Below are 2,462 nucleotides of genomic sequence, written 5' to 3' on the forward strand. Positions count from 1 at the left end.
TTAATTACCAAAATTTTCAGGTAATTCTATCTCAAAGTTTCTCAGCAAAAAAGCAAATTCATCTGTAATTTCTTCAATTATTTTCGTAGTAGGTTTTCCGGCTCCGTGACCTGCTTTAGTTTCAATTCTAATTAACACTGGATTATCTCCAATATGAACTTCTTGTAAAGCAGAAATAAACTTAAAACTATGAGCTGGAACAACTCTATCATCATGGTCAGCAGTAATAACTAAAGTTGCAGGATAAGAAGTTTCTGGCTTTAAATTATGTAGAGGAGAATAAGCATATAAAGCTCTAAATTCTTCTAGATTATCTGGGGAACCATAATCACCAACCCACGCCCAACCAATAGTAAATTTATGGAAACGTAACATATCCATTACTCCTACTGCGGGTAAAGCTGCACCAAATAATTCTGGTCTTTGAGTGATACAAGCACCTACTAATAAACCACCATTACTTGCACCAGTAATAGCTAATTTTTTTGAGCAAGTCCAGTTATTTTCTATCAACCATTCAGCAGCACTAATAAAATCATCAAATACATTTTGTTTCTGTTGTTTTATTCCTGCTTGATGCCATTCTTCACCATATTCTCCTCCTCCACGAATATTGGGAACTGCGTAGACTCCTCCCATCTCTAACCAGACTAATCTACTCATAGAAAAGTTGGGAATGAGAGAAATATTAAATCCTCCATATCCATAAAGAATAGTTGGGTTATTGCCATCTAGCTTTACGCCTTTTTTATGAGTAATAAACATGGGGATGCTTGTACCATCTTTACTACTATAAAAAATTTGCTTTGTTTCAAATTCATCGGGATTAAAATCTACATTTGATTGACGATAAATTTTACTTTCACCACTTACCATATCGTACTGATAAATAGTTGATGGAGTTGTGAAACTAACATAACTATAAAATGTGGTTTTCTCGTAACGTTTGCCATAAAAACCACCTACCGAACCAATACCAGGTAAGTCTACATTTCTTACTAGGGAACCATCAAGATTAAAGATTTTTATCTGAGTATGAGCATCTTTTAAATAGAAAGCAACAAACTGATTATTAAGTGTGCCTACTCCTTGCAATGTATCTGTTGTTTCGGGAATAATTTCTTGCCATTTATCTTGATTTTCTGCTCTTACTAAAGAAGGAGATGGGGGGTTATTAATATCAATGGCAATAACTCGTTTTTTCGGAGCATCAAAATCTGTGACAAACCAAAAGATATTATCATCATTATCTATCAGACTATATTCAGCTTCAAACTCACTAATAAGTTCTACTATCGGTGCATCTGGGATAGTTAAATCCTGATAAAAAACCAAATTTTTGCGTTCTGTACTTTGCCAAATTGTCAAAATTAAATATTTGTTATCTTCTGTCACATAACAATTAAAACTCCATTCTTTTTTATCGGGATTTTCATAAATTAGTACATCATCATTTTGAGAACTACCTAAACTATGATAGTAAACCTTATGTAAATAGTTAGTCTCTTTTAACTCCCCTTCTTTTGGTTGTTCATAACGACTATAAAACAGACCCTGATTATCATTTTTCCAAGTTGGTCGATAGAATTTAATCCATTGCAAAAAATCTGGTAAATCTTCTCCAGTTTCAATATTTTTAATCCGCCATTCTTGCCAATCTGAACCAGCATGAGAAATACCATAAGCTATTAATTTGCCATCTTTACTAATAGCAATTCCTGAAAGAGCGACTGTTCCATCTTCTGATAATTTATTCGGGTCTATCAAAACTTTTGGTTCAGCATCTAGAGTAGGTAAAGTATATAAAACACTTTGATTTTGTAAACCATCATTCTTAAAATAGAAGTAGCGATCGCCTTCTTTGAAAGGAACGCTATATTTTTCATAATCCCAGATTTGAGTTAGTCGTTTTTTGATGTTTTCTCGTTCGGAAATTTCTGCCAGATAATTGAAGGTAATTTCATTCTGAGATTTTACCCACTCTTGAGTTTTTTCTGAGTCAGGGTCTTCTAACCATCTATAAGGATCGGGAACTTGAATACCATGATAATTTTCTACTATGTCTGTTTTGTCAGTGATGGGATATTTTAGAGGTTGTTTTGGATATTTCATATTTTTGATTTGTGAATTGTTTCTCTAATTTTAGAAGTTGATTTAATTTTGATCAAGTAAACATTGTATAACTTTTGTCATTGCTACACCAGGAAAATCTCCATATTTTTGAATTTTTAGAATAATTTCTAGAATTGCCTAGAAAATTTTCAACAGTGGAAAGGTAAAGAAAGAGAAACGATTTCTCCATGGCAAATCTCTCTTTTACTTTTGTCATTGCTACACCAGGAAAATCTCCATATTTTTGAATTTTTAGAATAATTTCTAGAATTGCCTAGAAAATTTTCAACAGTGGAAAGGTAAAGAAAGAGAAACGATTTCTCCATGGCAAATCTCTCTTTTACTTTTGT

2 protein-coding genes are annotated in these 2,462 nt (G+C 32.7%); both read right to left on the reverse strand.

All coding sequences use genetic code 11. The features are described 5' to 3' along the window. Positions 1-2,112: a prolyl oligopeptidase family serine peptidase gene (locus ACP6PK_RS27310; protein ID WP_426564394.1), complete on the reverse strand. Its 2,112-nt coding sequence runs from the start codon at positions 2,110-2,112 to the stop codon at positions 1-3. A gap of 149 nt (positions 2,113-2,261) precedes the next feature. Then, the coding region (locus ACP6PK_RS27315; RefSeq protein ID WP_426564396.1) for a hypothetical protein at positions 2,262-2,462 on the reverse strand (201 nt) is incomplete at its 5' end.

It is taken from the genome of Dapis hubbardiae BLCC-M172, assembly GCF_050016015.1.
Taxonomy (GTDB): domain Bacteria; phylum Cyanobacteriota; class Cyanobacteriia; order Cyanobacteriales; family Microcoleaceae; genus Trichodesmium.

Excerpts from the sequence above, each read along its gene's own strand:
- ACP6PK_RS27310 (WP_426564394.1), bottom strand. The coding sequence starts at position 2,112 with ATGAAATATCCAAAACAACCTCTAAAATATCCCATCACTGACAAAACA.